The following is a 19290-nucleotide window of genomic DNA, read 5'->3' as shown; positions in this document are numbered from 1 at the left end:
ATTTCATATTGTAAATTTGCAGGACGAAATTTTTAAACCGGTTTTAATTCAAGCCGAATTTAAACAAGCAGCATGACCCGGTAAACTTTTAACGGTATAGAAAGGTACCGGTTGGGATAAGAAATAACATGAACCATAAAGCAGCATTACACAATCCAATTTTTGAGATCATTTCCAAATCGGCAAAAGCATTACATGTTGACACTTATGTTATTGGTGGTTTCGTAAGAGATTATCTTTTAAATCGCTCTGAAAAAAAAGATATTGATATCGTTTGTGTTGGCGATGGCATTGCTCTGGCGAGAGAAGTTTCGAAAAACCTCCCTGATAAACCAAAAGTCCAGATATTTAAAACATACGGAACGGCCATGCTGAAATATCAAGATGCCGATATTGAATTTGTTGGAGCACGAAAGGAATCCTATACAGAAGATAGTAGAAACCCGGCTGTTAATCCCGGAACATTGGAAGACGACCAAAACCGAAGAGATTTTACTATAAATGCTCTGGCTCTAAGTTTGAATCCGGACACCTATGGCGATCTTCTGGATCCCTTCAATGGTGTTGAAGATTTGAAAAACAAATGCATTAGAACACCTTTAGATCCGGATATTACCTACAGCGACGATCCGCTGCGAATGTTACGTGCCATAAGATTTGCTGCTCAATTACATTTCACCATTGAGGATGCGTCCCTAAAAGCAATCACTAAAAATGCGCATCGCATTGATATCATTACCAAAGAGCGTATTGTGGTAGAGCTCAATAAGATTCTGGAAAGTAAAAAACCCTCCGTTGGTTTCCTGATTCTTGAAAAAACCAAATTACTTAAACGCATTTTACCGGAATTAACAGCCCTGAAAGGTATCGATGAGATCGAAGGGCAACGGCATAAAGACAACTTTTATCACACTTTAGAAGTTGTAGACAACATTTCCGAAAATACTGATAATTTATGGTTACGTTGGGCAGCGCTGCTTCACGATATAGGAAAAGCTCCCACAAAAAAATTTAGCAAGAAAGTAGGATGGACATTCCATGGTCATGAATTTGAAGGTTCTAAGATGGTATTTCGTTTATTCAAACGCTTAAAAATGCCATTGAATGATAAAATGAAATTCGTTCAAAAAATGGTTTTGATGAGTTCACGACCTATCGTTTTGGCACAGGATATTGTAACTGATTCCGCCGTAAGGCGCTTAATTTTTGATGCCGGAGATCATGTGGATGACCTCATGACCTTGTGCGAAGCAGACATCACAACAAAGAATCCGAAAAAATTCAAAAAATACCGCAACAATTTTAAAATTGTCCGTGAGAAAATTGAAGAAGTGGAGGCTCGCGACCATGTTAGAAATTTCCAACCGCCTATTTCAGGTGAAGAAATCATGAAAACCTTTGATCTAAAACCTTCTCGTGAGATTGGAGTGATCAAGGAAACTATCAAAGAGGCCATTTTAGAAGGCGAAATTCCAAATGAGCATGAGGCTGCTTACCAACTTATGCTAAAAACTGGCGAAAAATTAGGTTTAAGTTCAAAGAACTAAAAATGAAAAAACGATTCAGAAAAACAGCAAAGATCGCCTTGGTTATGGTGTATCTTGTGATTGTGGCTGGCGCCGTAGTAAGGATGACTGGTTCCGGTATGGGCTGCCCGGATTGGCCCAAATGTTTTGGCTATTATGTACCGCCCACCCATATTTCAGAATTGCAATTCAAACCCAACCATTTCTATAAAAAAAATGTGGTCATAATTGTTGACGAAACTCTTAAAGTCGCCAAATCAGATTTTACGTCAAAAGACACCCTTAATCTGGACCATTGGGATACCTATACCAAACACGACTATGCTATTTTCAACCCGGTACAAACCTGGGTTGAATATGTGAATCGCTTGATTGGAGCACTTTCCGGAATTCCTATTTTAATTTTTACTGTAATGTCTTTCTGGCTCTGGCGCGAAAAGAAACGCTATGTTATCCTATCATTACTTACCGTATTTGGTATGGGTTTTCAGGCCTGGCTTGGTAAAACGGTTGTCGATTCTAACCTGGCACCTTTTAAAATAACCATTCACATGGCCATGGCTATTGTAATTGTCTTTCTCATCCTATACTTATTATACATTTCAAAACCAGAGAAAACCCATCAAAAATTCAACAAGCGTTTCAACACTGTAGTAACTATAGCTATCGTTCTTACCTTTATCCAGATCATCCTCGGAACCCAGGTGCGCCAATATGTAGATGAACAAATTAAGAATGTGGGCTATGTAAAAAGTCTGTGGTTGGAAAATCCAACGCTTCAATTCTACGTCCATCGTTCTTTATCCATATTAGTGCTTTTAATAAATAGTTGGCTCTTTTTAAGGAATCGTCGTTTAAACCTTGGACATTCCAAATTGAACTGGATAATGCTCTGCATTTTTGCTGAAATTTCTACAGGGATCGCGATGTTCTATTTTGATTTTCCAGTGGCCTCACAGCCCATTCATATCGTGATCGCCACCATACTGATCGGGGTGCAATTCTACATACGATTAGAAAGCCAAAAGCCATCGGTAATCACAACATAAATTGTATCTTTGTACCCAAATTAATTAGCGAAATGATTTACAGATTCAGAGTGGTTCTTGACAATGATACCGACGAGGATATTTTCCGTGATCTTGAGATCCGTGAAACCGATACTCTCGAAGATTTGCACAATGCCATAACCCAATCCTTTGGCTTCGATGGTTTAGAAATGGCCTCGTTCTATGTATCTAATGACGAATGGGAACAAGGTGAAGAAATCTCCATGTTCGATGTTGGGGAAGGCAACGAATCACCGCGTTTAATGAATGAAACCGAACTCAGCAGCGTAGTTGATGAAAGCCAAACCAAACTCATTTATGTTTACGACTTCCTAAGCATGTGGACTTTCTACGTGGAACTAGCTGAGATCGTTGAAGAAGCCGAAGGCACAGATTACCCAAACCTGATGTACGTTCACGGGCAAATACCGGATTCGGCACCTGAAAAAAACTTTGAGGCAGAAAACCTTAATGATTTAGATGGTTTCGACAATAATCTTTTAGGTGATTACGACGATCTGGATTTCGATGAAAACTGGAATTAACCGGTATTACATTAAATTTTCCGGCTTAACATTTTCATAGTTTCGTGTTAAGAACGCCAGGGAATATTTCAAAATATCACCCATATTTTTAGAGCGTTTAAACTTAACATCATTGGTGTATTCGTAAATTTTCATCTTGAGCATGGTAATATGCGCTTCTTTTGAGATAGAATCCGCCCGCATACAAGCCAATAACTCATCGATCCTGTCATGAAAACTCTTTAAGCGTTTAACTAAAATTGAGCGCTCCTCAATTTTATATTGATCGATAGAAAGGCGTTGAAAACATTCCTGAACCAATTCCACCATTTTTACATTCTCCTTGAAAAATTGAGGTCTGTAAATATTGAATTTCCCTTCATAACACTGCTGATCAAAATCAATGGCGCGTATTTTATAAACCACATGATCAAAATCGTGCGTCGGAACAATCACATAATTATAAGATCGCATATCGCCTAAAAGCCGGATCATACATCGCTCATTAAACTTCACAAACTCCTTGGCTATTTGCATCTTTTCCGATTTATCACATTTCGGCAAGAACGATTTTATAAACTCATCCCCCGGAATTCCAGCAATATGTTCCTCGATAAGTGTATTCTTATACACCAAAAAATTTAAATTATAAGGCGATAACATGTGCTCTAATTCTAAACCATACACACGAGAAGAATCTGCCGATTTCACATAAAAATAGGTGTAATTATCATTTAAAATATTCCGGATCTTGATCCGAAATGGCTTCGAATTACCAAACGTACAATAGTCTATCGCGTCCACATTCAAGAACGGGATCGTATTCTCATTCCCGTCAGAATGCAGGATCGTGTAAACTTTCTTTAACGATAATTCAATCTCCTCACGCTCAAACTCATTGTAATAAACCCGCACCCAAAGCGTATCATTATCCTCCTTGTCATACACCACCACCGAGCCCTGAAAACGCAACAGATCATCATAAAAAATAGGGATTTTCATATCCCGATTATATTCAGACAAATAATCATGTAATTTATTCGTAATCGGAAACGATGGCTTTTTCTTCGAAATCTTTAAATCTTCCATACACACTGCAGTTACTCAAAAATACTACTTTTATAACGAATCCTCCTATTATTTTTTTTGGCGTTACCCCCGCCAAAAAAGGCGGCGGTCGGGCTATCCGCTACAAGTCCTCGCGCTAAGCGCTGCGGGCTTTCCACTACTATCCCTAACGCGGCTTCCCAATAAAATTTAAAAGACTTGCTCAAATCAAACGATGCCATACAATGTAACAAATTTTTAAAACGGTCGTCGTACATTTATAAACTAACCAGGATGTATTCTAAACCATGCATCTACAAAAACACGAAGCTTGGAACCCATTTTAACGCTCGAGCATCTTACTAAAAAATACGGCTCGCTCACCGCAGTAAGCGATTTATCATTCACCATCAATAAAGGCAACGTTTACGGTATTCTAGGACCAAACGGAAGTGGAAAATCCACAACCCTCGGAGTTGTTCTCAATGTAGTTAATAAAACGGCAGGGAACTTCAAATGGTTCGATGGAAACACCACAACACACGATGCCCTAAAGAAAGTAGGCGCTATCATCGAGCGCCCAAATTTTTATCCGTACATGACGGGTTATGAAAACCTGAAATTAGTATGCAAGATCAAAGGTGTTGATACAAGCAAGATTAAAGAAAAGCTGGAAATTGTTGATCTTTTTGATCGCAAACATCATAAGTTCCAAACCTATTCATTAGGGATGAAGCAGCGTTTAGCCATCGCTTCTGCCCTGCTCAACGATCCTGAAATTCTTATTCTGGATGAGCCCACAAATGGCTTAGACCCCAAAGGCATTCATCAAATTCGCGAAATAATAAAAGACATTGCAGCTCAAGGAACAACCATTCTGCTGGCCTCTCATTTATTAGACGAGGTTGAGAAAGTGTGCAGCCATGTCGTAGTGCTTAGAAAAGGTGTAAAACTGTATTCCGGACGCGTAGATGAAATGGTTTCCAGCCATGGTTTCTTCGAATTAAAGACAACGCAACAAACAGAATTAATTGCCTTATTGGAAAAAAATAAAGCTTTCGGCAGCATAAAAACCCAGGGCGATCTCATAACCGCTTTTTTAAACGAGCCAATGAAATCCGATGAGTTAAACAGCTTTCTCTTTAAAAACAACATTGTATTAAGTCATTTGGTACAGCGTAAGGAAAGCCTGGAAGAACAATTCCTGAAACTCACAGATAACAACTAACCAATCAAAAAACGAAGTTCATGGTCCGATTATTACAACTCGAATTACAAAAATTATTACTGAACAGAACCAGTAAGATCCTCATTTTTGTATCCTTTATATTACCTTTTTGTGTTATCCTTTTATCCTCAATCAAAATAAACGTTTTTGGCTTATTTACTCTGGAATTAGGTGAATTAGGTGTTTTTAATTTTCCTATCATCTGGCATTTAACAACCTTTTTTGCCTCACAGTTCAAGTTCTTTTTCGCGATTGTTGTTGTGAGCATGATCGGTAACGAATACAGTAATAAAACCTTGAAGCAAAACCTGATCGACGGTTTGAGCAAGAAAGAGTTTATTTTGTCTAAATTCTATGCGATAGCATTTTTCTCTCTGGCCTCAACCATACTCATTGGTTTGATTACGCTTTGCATCGGTTTATACTATTCCAGTTATACAGAATTCAATATTATTTTCAGACAAACCGATTTTCTCCTCGCCTATTTTGTAAAATTACTTGGGTTTTTCAGTTTGTGTTTGTTCTTCGGAATGCTTGTAAAACGTTCTGCCTTTGCCCTGGCATTTCTATTCATATTATACCTTTTAGAATGGATCATTTTCGGCATCATAACCTGGAAATTCAACGTCGATATTGCGGAAAAGATTCAGAATTTCTTTCCACTTAAATCCATGTACAAGCTCATCGATCAGCCATTTCAACGGATCGCCATGACCAAATTCCCGGAGAAAACAGCTATGGCCTACGATTACGCCGTACATTGGTATGAAATCGCTATAGTGCTCGGTTGGACAGCATTATTTGTATTTTTATCTTTTGTTTTATTAAAAAAGCGGGATTTATGATATATTTGGTAGCCATTGCTACTAAAAAATGAAAAAGATTGTATTTCTTGCCCTTACATCCTTTCTAGGATTTGTATGTTTTCCTCAAAAGGAAGCTACAAACTGGTATTTTGGTAGGAATGCAGGGATCAATTTTAACCTCAATACGGCAACGGTATCCAATCTTACAAACGGACAATTAAGTACGATCGAAGGTTGTACTTCCATATCTGATGCTAATGGGAATTTAGTATTGTATACCGATGGTTCTACAGTTTATAACAGCGTTCATCAGGTTATGGCCAATGGCTTTGGTTTATTAGGTGATGCCTCTAGTACCCAATCGACTATCGTAGTTCCAAAACCGGGAGATCCGGATCAATATTACATTTTTACAGTAGGTTCAAACCAAACTCAAACAGGTTTAAACTATTCTATTGTTGACATCACCATGAATGGCGGTCTTGGTCAGGTTGTTACCAAAAACGAATCCTTATTACCCATTTGTTCCGAGAAAATTACGGCTGTTTTGAAAGACTGTATTACCAAATCAATTTGGGTAGTAACCTTTGGACCAGAAGATCCCTATGGTTCATTTTTTAATACCTTTTACGCTTATGAAGTTACGGATACAGGAATTAATCTAAACCCTGTAAAATCTACCTTCAATACCAATGCTGATGATGCTCGTGGTTATTTAAAACTTTCTCCGGATGGTACTAAAGTAGCTTGCGCTAATGCCCAGAGTGGCTTATTTATTTATGATTTTGATGTTGCTACCGGTACGGTGTCCAACGAGGTTTCGTTGCGTATAACAAGCTCCAATACGAGCACGGTTCCTTATGGCGTGGAGTTTTCACCAGACAGTCAATTACTATACGTTCATGCCTCAAATGATTATTTTGATTACGATAATCCTGAATCAGCGGAAAACCCAAACAATCACAATTCAGTTTTAGTACAATACAAACTTAATGCCGCAAATATTCAAACCTCTGAAACCCTTTTAGATAGCAGAAATTTATATCGCGGAGCACTTCAATTAGGCCCGGATGGAAAAATCTACAGAGCATTAAGCGCAACTTATACCCAGGGAACTTCTTATTTAGGTGTTATTAGAAACCCTAATGCTCCGGGAACTGCGGCCAACTATCAGCACAATGCTATCAATTTAGGACCCAGACAATCGTCGCAAGGTTTACCTCCATTTATAGCATCATTCTTCAATAAGGACATTGATATTATTAAGAATGGAGAAAGTTCATCAAATTTAGCACTTTGTGACGGCGATATCTATACTTTGATTTCTGAGGATTATCCCGGAGCAAGTTATTTATGGACTCGTGATGGCACTGTTCTACCTGAAACTTCTTATAAACTTGATATTGATCAGGAAGGATTTTATCAGGTTTATATCGATCCAAATAATGGGGATTGTGCCATTGAAGGAGAAGCCTATGTTATTTATAATGAAAACCCCCAGGCCTATAACAGCTCTATTTTACAGTGTGATGAAGACGGCATTAAAGATGGCTTAACTACTTTTAACCTCAATGAAGCTATACCAGATATCACAGGTGATAACCCGGATGTTGAAGTGCAATTTTTTACCGATCCAACCTTAACGAATCGCATGGATGGCAGTTCATTCAACAATACCATAAACCCACAAATTATTTATGTAAAGGTAGTAAATAGAGAAACCTCCTGCAGCAGCACTTCGGAATTGACGCTTAGTGTAAGTTTAACGGATTCTCAAAACGCAGAACTTATTTTATGCGATGATCTTGTTGAAGACGGTATACAGCAATTCAATTTACGAGATGCCGATTCTCAAATTGTGAACGGACTTCCAACGGGATTAGATATAAATTATTATGAAACCTATGAAGCCGCCTTGCTTGAAGAAAATCCTTTACCGGATACTTATAGTAACAAAACGCCATATGCACAAACCATTTTTGCTCGCGTAGAGAATCAAAATAATTGTTATGGGATTAGCGAATTGAGTTTAATAGTAAATGAACTACCTCCTGTATCGAGTGAAGCTACTTATGTGTATTGTCTAAACACCTACCCACAAACCATAACACTTAATGCCGGCGTGATTAATGATAATCCCCAAAATTACAGCTACCAATGGTCTAACGGAGACACAAGCTACACCACGGAAGTTAATGAAATTGGGATCTATACTGTTGTTGTTACAAATGCCAAAAACTGTACTAAGGAGCATAAAATAACCGTTAATCCATCAAATATTGCCAGTATTGATAATATTGAAGTTAAAGATGTATCCGATAACAATACCATAACCGTCATGGCTTCGGGTGAAGGTGAATACCAGTTTGCTTTAAATAATCAATACGGAGAAACAGTACAGGAATATCAATTGGAAAATGTGTTTGAAAACGTCTCGCCAGGCTTTTACAACGTGCTAGTTAAAGATGTGAAAAATGATTGTGGTATAGTTTCGACGAAGGTTTCGGTAATAGGTTTTCCAAAATTTTTCACCCCTAATAATGATGGTTTCAATGATTTTTGGCAAGTCTATGGGGTTTCTAATACCGTTCAACCCGAAACTAAAATTAAAATTTTCGACAGATACGGTAAATTACTGAAAGAATTAACGCCCCTAGAGCCGGGTTGGAATGGTACTTACAAAGGTAAACCACTCCCAACGGACGATTATTGGTTTATTGTTGAATTACAGGACGGAAGAATTTTTAAGAGTCATTTTACCTTGAAAAATTAGATATTTGATTAAAATTGTGCATTTCATCGGATTTTTTTTTATTTTATCGATATTTTACCTAAATTTCGGAATGTAATTCGCTATAAATCAAGACGCTAATATTTATTAATTTTTTACGAACAAAATTACCTAAAGCCCATGAAATTTGTTCATTACTTAACCTACTTATCATTGTTTTGTGTTTCTTTTACACAGGCACAGCAAATTACTGTGGATAACACTGTTCCTCTAGAACCTCTTATCCAAAATAACTTAGTCACCGGTTGTGTGGACATTTCCAATATTACCTCTGCAGTAAATGGTAACAGCTTTGGTTTTCCGAGTTACGGATATTTTGAAAAAGGAAGTTCCAATTTCCCATTTGCAAACGGTATTATCTTAAGTACAGGTGATGCTTCTAAAGCCGGAAATAATCCAATATCACCGAATTTAAACGACGGTTATAACAGCTCCTGGGGTACAGACCCCGATATCAATGCTGCGCTTGGTGTGAGCAATACTGAAAACGCGACTTCTATTGAATTCGATCTGGTTTCTATTTCCAGTCAGTTTCAATTCAACTTTTTATTTGCATCCGAGGATTATGAAGGTATAATACCGTGTCAGGTTTCGGATGGTTTTGTCTTTTTAATTAAACCTACCGGAAGCCCCGGCCCTTATCAAAATATCGCTTTAGTTTCTGGAACTTCCGATCCGATATCTACAGGCACCGTTCATACCGATCTTTCACCGGCCTGTGGCGCTCAAAACCCTTCAGCTTTTGGCGGTTTTAATTTTGGCGATACAAATTATACAGGGCGCACCAATGTTTTGAGTGCTTCAACCACAATTCAACCAAATGTATCCTATCACATTAAATTAATCATAGCCGATCAATACGATGGCCGTGGTGATTCAGCAGTTTTTATTGAGGGAAACAGCGTTAAAATATTAGATCTTGGTGATGACATTTCTACTTGTTCCGGGAATGCTGTTTTGGATGCCAACATCAACAATGCTCTAGCATCTTATGCCTGGTTCTTAGATGGAAACCCAATACCTGGGGAGATAAATTCAACGTTAAACGCCACGCAATCGGGAACGTATCGGGTGGATGTTACAGTACCTTTAAATGGTAATGATTGTACAGAGACTGATGAAATAAATGTGGTTCTGAATAGCACGGAATACATTGAACCTATTACAGATTATGAAACTTGTGATTACAACAATTCCGGAGATAACATAGAGTTCTTTGATCTTTCAAATAAGAATACAGAACTGGCTGCTAATGTGACCTTCTCGAATAATTATACCTTTTCATATCACTACACAGAAAATGATGCTCGAAATAATTTAAACGCCATAACAGCGCCCATTCAAAATACTACTAATCCGCAACCTGTTTTTGTTCGAATTCAAGATCTGGATACAGGATGTTCTGCGTTTACTACTTTTAATTTAGTTGTAACCCCATTACCGGTTGTTACTGCGCCTTCCGCCCTTGATGCCTGTGATACTGATGCTAATCCAAATGGTTTCACCGTAATTGATCTAACCTTTAAAAATGATGAAATTACAGGTGGCGATCCCAATTTTGCGGTGTACTGGTATGCCAGTGAGAGTAATGCCTGGAGTGGTATCAATCCATTGCCGGCTACAAGTTACATAAACGCTTCCACTCCCAACAATCGGGTGTATGCGCGTGTAGTTGATTTACAAACATTGTGTTCGAATGTTGTTCCTTTAGATATTAACATAACAGTTAGTCCTGAAGTGAACAGGGATGTTCAATATTTAGATGCTTGTGACACGGATCACAATGGTAATGCTTTTTTCGATCTGACTCAGGTAAGAGATAACGTCCTTCAAGGTTTAACCGGAGTTACTGTGAATTATCACGAAACCTTTGAAGATGCGCAAAGTGGATCAAATCCAATACCTGATCCTTCAAACTATGAATACACCAACCCTAATGGCGAGCCGGGCTTGGCCCAAGTTTACATGAGTATTCAAGATGATGCTACAGGTTGTATTTCAGTGGTAATTATTCAGGCTCATACCAATTTATTACTGACAGCTACAAATGTTGAAGATTATGCGCTTTGTGATAGTAACGACAACCAAAACGACACACAGGATTTCAATCTTAATACTATAGAAACCCTGATTATTGGTAATTTACCCTTTGATATTACCGTTGATTTTTATGAATCTGAAGCGGATCGAACTGCTGATATTCCTATTGACAAATCTCAACTTTATTCTGCCACTAATCCAACCACATTATTTTTAAAAATTAGTTATGGTGACGGCAGCTGTCCGGAATATGAACAAATTGATTTGCTGGTAAATCCTATTTTATTGTTTCAACCTGCAAATCCGATACCGTATTGTGATGATGATGATGATGGTATTGTGAATATAGACCTTCATTCACTGGATGACCTGGTTACTTCCGGTAATACAGATTTTGTAGTTACTTACTTTAAAACAGAGTATGATGCGAACAATAATATAAATTCTTTAGGAAATTTTTATACAAATACAGATCCCACAGAAACGCTATACGCGCGTATCGAGAACAGCGACTCGCAATGTAGAACAGTAAATCCATTCGATATACAAATATTGGTGGCACCAAGAGCAACTGACCCTTCCCCGATTGTAGTTTGTGATGATGATCAGGATGGTTTTTCTATTGTAGATCTAAGTGCAAAAATTCCGGAAATTGTTGACGATCCTTCCATAGTGGATATTCAGTTTTTCACTTCTCAGGTCGATGCGGAGTCGGATACAAATCCGATACCCTCTAGTCAGCTAACTAATTTTAATGCACAAACGCAATCTATTTTTATTAGAGTTGAAAGCAATCAAAATAATTATGGCTGCTATAATTTGGTAAGATTGGAAGTTATAGTAAATACGTTACCTATCATACCTGATATTAGCAATTTCCAAATTTGTTTGGACGATGGAAGTACCACCACGCAATTTTTTATGCGCGATAAGGATTTTGAAATATTAAATGGTCAAACAGGTAAAGAAGTTCATTATTTTGAAGATCAAGCCATGACCCAGGAAATAGATAAGGATAATGCATATACCAACACCTCAAGTCCGCAACCAATATATATTAGGGTTGAAAATATTACAGATCCAAACTGTTTTGCTACAGGTTCCTTTATTTTACAAGTTTCGGCTGATCCTATTTATAACGCCCCAACGGCTTACATTACTTGTGACGACAGCACGAATGATGGCGTAGAGCAATTTGATCTGAACATAAAATTAGATCAAATGAAAGCCGGACTTGCCAATCCTGATGATTTGAATATCTCCTTTCATTTAACCTATAACGACGCTGATAATAATGTGAATTCAATTCCCTTGATTTATAGCAATATCAGCAATCCACAAACAATTTATGTGCGCATTGAAAGTTTAGATTCACTTTGCTACGTGATTGAAGAATTTGCCTTAAATATTGTTCCTGCACCTGATGTAACGCCAATGAGCGGACCATTAGCGCAGTGCGATGATGATTATGATGGCATTGCAACCTTTAATTTAGAAAATGCCGATTTTCAAATAAATGACCGGATTCAATCCAATATCATCGTCAATTATTTTGAAACGCTGAATGATATTAATCCGGACGATGCTTTAGATAATTCTAAGGAAATTTCGGATCCTCAGAATTACGTTTCCGGGAATAGAATAGTTTACATTAAAATTGCTAATACCCTGACAGGTTGTGTAACCATTCTGCCTTTAGAACTTTTAGTTCATATTCCACCGGTAACCTTTCCTTTGGATACTGTTGAGATTTGTGACACTCCAGATCAACTTTACGATCTTACTAATGTGGATACAAAATTAGTGGCTGCATCCAAAATACCGGATGTTAATATTTCCTATTTCAGCACCTTGGCCGACGCGGAAAATAATACAACGCCTTTAGTGAACCCTTATAATTATACGGCATCCAACCAAACCTTGTATGCTCGTGTTGCGGATGCTATCACGGGATGCCCTTTTATTGTATCATTTAACCTTCAAATAGATCCAAATCCGATAGCAAATACACCACCGAATCTTGTTGACTGTGATGATGATTTTGATGGCGTTTTAGGATTTGATCTTTCTGTAAACACTGCTTCGATTCTTGGATCGCAATCGCCTTCATCATTTACTATAGATTATTTTATTACACAAAGTGATGCCGATTTAAATATCAATGCAATTCCGAATTTGTATTCGGCACAAAATGGTGACGTCATATACGCCCGCGTGGAAAATATAAATACAGGCTGTTATGATACTACGCAATTCCGTATTTACGTCAATCCGCTTCCTGTGATTCCGATAGATGATGTTGTTCCCCTTTGTATAAATAATTTACCTTTAATAATTAATGCTGATACAGGAAACCCATCTGATACCTATCTATGGTCTACAGGTGAAACCACTCCAAGCATCCAATTAAACAGTGAAACGGATATTGGCAATTATTACGTTACAGTTACCAACCAAAATACACAGGGACCAAATTGCAGTTACACTAAGGATTTCTCGGTTATAAAATCTGAAAATGCCACAATTAATTTTACCACAAAAGTAGATTTCTCCGATCCGAATAGTATTACCGTGGATGTTAGCGGGTTTGGAGATTATGTATTTATTCTTGATGATGGAGAACCTCAACAATCCAATGTGTTCGAAAATGTAACTTATGGTCTTCATCAAATAACCATTCGTGATTTAAATGGTTGTGAAGATGTTTACACCAGTGTAGTGGTTATAGATGTACCTAAAGTAGTAACACCAAATAGTGATAATTACAACGACACCTGGCATGTTATTGGTATTGACGAAATTCCGGGAACTCAAGTTTACATATACACACGTTATGGCAAATTAATTAAAACCCTGACCCATAATTCAGATGGTTGGGATGGCACCTATAACGGAAGACCAATGCCCGCTGATGACTATTGGTTCGTAGCTAAGGTTGTCCAAGATGGCAAAACCTTCGACGTTAAGGGACATTTCGCATTGAAACGGTAAATTAAAAGCCTTTGGCATTTCACTTTTTTCCAAAAAACGTTAAAAGGAAACCTTTGGACATTTTTTAAACCTTAAATTAAGTTTTTTAGCATATTTTAGAGTTTCGCTAAAAAGCTATGAATTACCAACTAAGCTCCATATTTAAAAACGCTTTTGTTATACTTTTTCTGTGTTCTAGTTTATCAGTAAATGCACAGTTAAGTAAAACGCATTACATACCTCCTTTAACCAACGCAGAATTAGGTAATGCTAGTCCTAATGAGCAATACATTTATATTTCAACACCAAGTAATACTGATGTAAATTTTACAATAAAACCCGTGGGGCTGGGTGTTGCCGGATATATTTCTGGAGTGGTATCCAATCAAATTCCAGTGGAAATCCCGATGGATACAGATTATGGTCAACTATTTGTTCCCGCAAATCAAACCAGCACGGTGATGAATGATAAGGGGTATATAATCGAGGCTGATAGTCCTGTTTATGTTTCAGTGAGAATGCTCGCAGGTGGCAATAACAGGCCTCAGGCAGGTGCCCTGGTTAGTAAGGGATTAGCGGCTTTAGGGAATACCTTCCGGGTAGGCGCTTTTGATAACCAAAATCCTCAAACAAACTATCTGAACTTTGTTTCAGTCATGGCAACTGAGGATAATACAGTGGTGAATTTTAGCGATATTCCTAACAATGTTATCATCGATAATTACGCAGGATCAAAACCAATAAACATTACCCTAGATAAAGGTGAGAGTTATATTTTAGCAACAACCTGTACCAATTATATATCAACTGATCCTTCCCAGGATAATCGCGCAGGTCTAATTGGGGCTCTTGTGACTTCAGATAAACCTATCGTGGTTAATTGCGGATCCGCAAATGGTAGCTTTTTTAATGGAACAGGACGTGATTATGGCATAGATCAAATTGTCGGTCTATCCAAAGTGGGATCAGAATACATTTTTATCAAAGGCGATGGGGAAAATGGTTGGGAAAATGTTTTGATTGTAGCGCATTCCAATAATACTTCCATATATCTTAACGGAAATACTACACCAATAGCCACAATAAATGCTGGTGAATATCATATCATTGAAGGAAATTATTATTCTTCAAGTGGCAATATGTACATTCAAACATCAGAACCGGTTTTCGCTTATCAAGGTGTAGGTGCCACAAGTTCTGAAGCCAATCAAGGGTTGTTTTTTGTACCACCATTAAGTTGCGAAACTAAAGGAAATATTGATAATATTCCTTATATCGATAGTATTGGTCCTTCTTACTTTCCTGGTGGAATTACGGTTGTTACAAAGGCTGGCGCTATTCTCACAGTGAAACAAAACGGCATTCCTATTAGTAACAATATTCAAGGGCCATTTCCGGTACCTGGAAAAGCCGATTATGTTACCTATAAAGTATTGAATATCTCCGATATCGTTACTGTAGAATGTTCTGAGGAATTGTATTGTGCCTATTTCAATTATAATGATGCAGCAACCTCCGGAAGTTTTTACTCCGGCTTCCCTAGTCCGCCGGAAATTAATTTTACTCCTGATTTTAACGCGTTGGGAATATGTCTGGGAAATATCACACTTGAGGTTGCCAATCCTGACAGCTTTGATAGTTTTGAATGGTATTATGATGATGGAACCGGATATGTAGCAACCGGAAACACCAGTTTACAATATGTCCCTCCGGCCATCGGAAATTACAAACTTATTGGTGTTATAGACTGCACAGGCACCACTCTGGAATCCTATGAAATTCCTATTGGTTTGTGCCCCGAAGATATTGACAATGATGGTATTCCGGACAATATTGATATTGATAATGATAACGACGGCATTTTAAACTGTACGGAATCTTTTGGAGATCAAACTATAGATTTAAGCGATCCGTTTTCAGGAAATATTCCAGTAGGATCTTATTCGTTCAGCGGAACTGTTACTACCCAAGGTAATGCTGCAATAGCACCTATATCAGGAATATTTGATGGCACGTTTCAAAGCGATGTCCCTGTGAAAACCAATACAAGTTCTACAAGTGTTACTTATAATTTAACGTTTAATAAACCGTTGAATTTGTATTTAGCATATGGCAGTTCTTCGGCTTTTGGCAATAAAGAAATTGGTCCTGACGAGGAGTTCGTACTCAGAGTTCCAAATACACGAACGATAACACTTTTGGATCCGGACGACCAGCTTTTGATAGATACCAATTACGATGGGATTTATGAAAGTGGCGTTACCATGGTCTCTGCTTTTGAAATACGATTTAAACGGAATGGTAATGCTTTACCCCTGGCGACTGGAACATTTGGTTTTTATATGAACAATGTAGATAGTGTAACCTATATTCACACCAATACTTCAGATATAGAAAGTAAACAAGCCGTATTTCAAATTGTGGCTACCTGTGTAGCCCGTGATACCGATGGCGATGGTATTCAGGACGCTCTGGACCTGGATAGTGATAACGATGCCCTACCTGATTTTCTTGAATTTACGGGAACGCTTTTAACCTTTTCAGGAATTGATAGTAATCAAGATGGATTAGATGATGTTTTCGACATCAATGCTTCTGCATTAGACACAGATAGCGATGGCGTATGGGATGTTTACGATTTGGATAGTGATAATGACGGTATTTTCGATTGGATTGAATCGGGAGCTTTCACCCTGGTGAATGATTCTAATTCAGATGGCATGGTTGATGGTCCTTACGGATCAAATGGCTGGGATGATAATGCAGAATCTGCGGCGGACAGTAATCAATTAGCCTACCAACCAAATGATTCAGAAAGCGATGCTATTTACAGTTATATGGATTCTGACAGTGATGGCGATGGCTGCAGTGATGTTATTGAAGCCGATTTCTCCGATGGCAATGGTGATAATTATTTAGGAGATAATCCGCCAACCATAAATACCCAAGGTTTGGTAAATAATGCTTCCGATGGTTACACGAATCCGAATCCTGACTTTTTAATTGCAGCACCAATAACCATAGATGTTCAACCTGGTGATATAGCTGTTTGTGAAGGTTCAGATAATAATATTTCCCTGGTCTCCTCAAGTTACGATTCCATTCAATGGGAAGTTTCCACGGATGGTGGTCTCACCTGGAATACCATCGTAGATGATGCCAATTATAGTGATTCCCAAACCAATAGTTTACTAATTACCAATACGCCACTTGCATTTAACAATTATAATTACAGAGCTTTTTTAAATCGTTTGGGAAATGGATGTGGTTTGTATTCAGATGTCATGATCCTCACTGTAAATGCATTACCCGGGTTAAATTCGCCCGTCGAATTGATCCAATGTGATGATGATGATTTGAATACTTTGGGATACAGTTATTTTAATTTAACTGAAGCTAATGATAAAATTTCATCAAATGCGGCTAACGAAACCTTTTCGTATTACACAACTGAGGCCGCTGCCATAGCCGGTGATCCTGCCAGACCAGAATACATTTCAAATCCGACTACTTTTGAAAACAGAACAATCAGTAATGACATTGTTTGGGTACGTGTAGAAAATATTTTCAACTGTTCGAGTACGGCTGAACTGCAACTGAAAGTTTCCTCTACATCTATTCCATCAAACTTTTTAATAAGTTATAATGAATGCGACGACTTTTTGGATATCAACGGCAATGATACAGCTGAAAACAACGATCGAGATGGTATTTCCACTTTTGACTTTAGTGCAGCAGATACGACCATTAGAAATTTAATTCCGGTAGGGCAAAATCCAGCACCACCTCGTTATTATAGAAATGAGGCCGATGCTCTGGCGGAAGAAAATGAAATAACCGATATTACAAATTATCGCAATATTGGATACCCAAATTCACAATATATTTATGTTCGAATCGATAGTGAAATTTCGAATGATTGCTTAGGTCTCGGTCCTCATATTCTTTTAACTGTAGAGCCGCTACCTGTTGCAAATTCCGTAACCATAGACAGGCAATGTGATGACGATACTGATGGAATTTTTCCTTTTGACACTTCAAATATTGAGTCCACCATTCTAGGAAATCAAGATCCGACTGATGTCACAATAAGCTACACCGACCAATCAGGTAATTCGCTCCCAAGCCCCTTACCTAACCCCTTCTTTACAGCATCCCAGACTATAACCATTCGGGTAACTAACAGTACGACATCAGATCCTGATGGTCCTTGTTACGACGAAACAACCCTTGATTTTATTGTTGATGAACAACCCATAGCCTATCCTGTGAGTCCCATAATCGTTTGCGATGGAGATGCCGGTGATATTGATGATGATGGGCGTTATCCTTTTGATACAACAAATCTAGGTTCAACCATTTTAGGTAATCAATCTAATATGGATATTTTTTACAACTACATCGATGAAAACGGACAACAAATTAATCAAGCTACTACCCTGCCAAATCCTTTAATAAGTTCCAATCAAAGTATTCAGGTAGATGTTATCAATCCGATTAACACAACATGCATAGCCACTACTTTTGTAGATTTAGTGGTAAATCCTTTACCTGAATTTTCTGTTGAAAGTCCAAGAATTGTTTGTACCTCCGATCCAACCTTTGTAATTACGCTCGATCCTCTGGAAGCAAATCCTTCTGAAACTTTTGATTATGAGTGGTATTTCGAAGGAAACCTGATTTCTAATAACCCTGTTTTGGATAATGTAAGCTCTCCGGGAATTTACACTGTTACTTTAACTAAAACCGATGGTAGTAATTGTTCAAGAACCCGAACAATTGATGTCCAGGCTTCGGAATTGGCTAAAACAACTATTGATGATGTATCCATTGTTGATATTTCGGAAAACAATACCATAACTATTAATACTGATAATATTGGTCGCGGACAATATGAATTCGCTTTACAAGAGGAAAATACAGGTTTTTTAAGTTTTCAATCAGAACCTGTATTCACGAATGTACGCGGAGGATTCTACACCCTTATTATTCGAGATGCTATCTGTGGTTCGATAGAAATACCTATTTCCGTTGTTGGTCATCCAAAATATTTCACACCAAATGGCGATGGCGTTAACGATCTTTGGCAAATCAGAGGCATCAGTAGCAATGTGCAACCTAATAGTATAATTTCTATTTATGATCGCTACGGAAAATTACTAAAACAACTCTTGGCAACCTCGCCCGGTTGGGATGGTACCTTCAAAGGACGTCCCATGCCTGCCAACGATTATTGGTTTAAAGTACAACTTCAAGATGGACGTATTTTTGGAGGTCATTTTGCGTTGAAACGATAAGACTTATTTTGT

Annotated in this window: 9 protein-coding genes; 8 read left to right on the top strand and 1 reads right to left on the bottom strand. The window is 37.9% G+C overall.

Translation table 11 applies throughout. The features are described 5' to 3' along the window. Positions 1 to 128 precede the first annotated feature (128 nt). From ABD682_RS08485 to ABD682_RS08475, 3 genes are read left to right on the top strand one after another with little or no spacing between them, the layout of a single operon-like run. A complete protein-coding gene (locus ABD682_RS08485) occupies positions 129 to 1547 on the top strand; it encodes a CCA tRNA nucleotidyltransferase (protein WP_344740738.1) in 1419 nt (472 codons plus the stop codon). 2 nt (positions 1548 to 1549) lie between these two features. Further along, entirely contained in the window at positions 1550 to 2575 is a 1026-nt protein-coding gene (locus tag ABD682_RS08480) for a COX15/CtaA family protein (protein WP_344740737.1), read from the top strand. A 32-nt stretch (positions 2576 to 2607) separates the two neighbouring features. Further along, entirely contained in the window at positions 2608 to 3120 is a 513-nt protein-coding gene (locus tag ABD682_RS08475) for an IS1096 element passenger TnpR family protein (protein WP_344740736.1), read from the top strand. Positions 3121 to 3126: 6 nt separating this feature from the next. Here ABD682_RS08475 and ABD682_RS08470 read toward each other — a convergent pair whose 3' ends face one another. After that, positions 3127 to 4188 (bottom strand): hypothetical protein, encoded by a 1062-nt coding sequence (locus tag ABD682_RS08470; RefSeq protein WP_344740735.1) that lies wholly within the window; start codon positions 4186 to 4188, stop codon positions 3127 to 3129. A 289-nt stretch (positions 4189 to 4477) separates the two neighbouring features. Here ABD682_RS08470 and ABD682_RS08465 point away from each other — a divergent pair, with 289 nt between their 5' ends. The 5 genes from ABD682_RS08465 to ABD682_RS08445 all read left to right on the top strand — a co-directional run bounded on the left by ABD682_RS08465 (position 4478) and on the right by ABD682_RS08445 (position 19278). Then, positions 4478 to 5374 carry an ABC transporter ATP-binding protein gene (locus tag ABD682_RS08465; protein WP_344740734.1) on the top strand — a complete coding sequence of 299 codons (897 nt, stop codon included), beginning with the start codon at positions 4478 to 4480 and terminating at the stop codon, positions 5372 to 5374. A 20-nt stretch (positions 5375 to 5394) separates the two neighbouring features. Then, positions 5395 to 6219: an ABC transporter permease gene (locus ABD682_RS08460; RefSeq protein ID WP_344740732.1), complete on the top strand. Its 825-nt coding sequence runs from the start codon at positions 5395 to 5397 to the stop codon at positions 6217 to 6219. Positions 6220 to 6247: 28 nt separating this feature from the next. Continuing rightward, positions 6248 to 8953, top strand: coding sequence for a T9SS type B sorting domain-containing protein (locus ABD682_RS08455; RefSeq protein ID WP_344740731.1), 2706 nt, complete (start codon positions 6248 to 6250; stop codon positions 8951 to 8953). Positions 8954 to 9091: 138 nt separating this feature from the next. Next, positions 9092 to 14002 carry a T9SS type B sorting domain-containing protein gene (locus ABD682_RS08450; protein ID WP_344740730.1) on the top strand — a complete coding sequence of 1637 codons (4911 nt, stop codon included), beginning with the start codon at positions 9092 to 9094 and terminating at the stop codon, positions 14000 to 14002. A 116-nt stretch (positions 14003 to 14118) separates the two neighbouring features. Beyond that, entirely contained in the window at positions 14119 to 19278 is a 5160-nt protein-coding gene (locus ABD682_RS08445) for a T9SS type B sorting domain-containing protein (protein WP_344740728.1), read from the top strand. Positions 19279 to 19290 lie beyond the last annotated feature (12 nt).

Source organism: Gaetbulibacter aestuarii (genome assembly GCF_039537665.1).
Taxonomy (GTDB): domain Bacteria; phylum Bacteroidota; class Bacteroidia; order Flavobacteriales; family Flavobacteriaceae; genus Gaetbulibacter_A; species Gaetbulibacter_A aestuarii.
This window is presented reverse-complemented; position numbering and strand designations above follow the sequence as displayed.

Coding starts and splice junctions, on each gene's coding strand:
- ABD682_RS08485 (WP_344740738.1), top strand. CDS start 129: ATGAACCATAAAGCAGCATTACACAATCCAATTTTTGAGATCATTTCC.
- ABD682_RS08480 (WP_344740737.1), top strand. CDS start 1,550: ATGAAAAAACGATTCAGAAAAACAGCAAAGATCGCCTTGGTTATGGTG.
- ABD682_RS08475 (WP_344740736.1), top strand. CDS start 2,608: ATGATTTACAGATTCAGAGTGGTTCTTGACAATGATACCGACGAGGAT.
- ABD682_RS08470 (WP_344740735.1), bottom strand. CDS start 4,188: ATGGAAGATTTAAAGATTTCGAAGAAAAAGCCATCGTTTCCGATTACG.
- ABD682_RS08460 (WP_344740732.1), top strand. CDS start 5,395: ATGGTCCGATTATTACAACTCGAATTACAAAAATTATTACTGAACAGA.
- ABD682_RS08455 (WP_344740731.1), top strand. CDS start 6,248: ATGAAAAAGATTGTATTTCTTGCCCTTACATCCTTTCTAGGATTTGTA.
- ABD682_RS08450 (WP_344740730.1), top strand. CDS start 9,092: ATGAAATTTGTTCATTACTTAACCTACTTATCATTGTTTTGTGTTTCT.
- ABD682_RS08445 (WP_344740728.1), top strand. CDS start 14,119: ATGAATTACCAACTAAGCTCCATATTTAAAAACGCTTTTGTTATACTT.